General features: G+C 63.6%; 1 pseudogene. It reads right to left on the reverse strand.

The annotated features are described in order from the left end of the window. Positions 1–97 precede the first annotated feature (97 nt). Positions 98–225 (reverse strand): annotated as a pseudogene (locus tag EOB49_RS38580) (heme A synthase); the annotation flags it as partial.

Consider the following 225-nt stretch of genomic DNA (forward strand, 5'->3'; position numbering starts at 1 on the left):
ACAATGCGGTCGAGGAGAACCGCGAATTGTCGGTCGTCAAGGCGATCCGGGCGGTGCGGGCAGGCTTCTGATCCGGACCCGGTAGATCAGCTCGGGATCAGCCCCTGAGCGCTATTCCCGCCGGCAAGGGATAAGCACCCTTGGTGCCGCGCCAATGGGCGGCTGCAAACCCCAGCACGATCAGCGCAAATCCCTGATGGGTCAGCGCCAAATGCAGCGGCACAT

The sequence above is a fragment of the Mesorhizobium sp. M7A.F.Ca.MR.148.00.0.0 genome, assembly GCF_003997735.1.
In the GTDB taxonomy this organism is placed as follows: domain Bacteria; phylum Pseudomonadota; class Alphaproteobacteria; order Rhizobiales; family Rhizobiaceae; genus Mesorhizobium.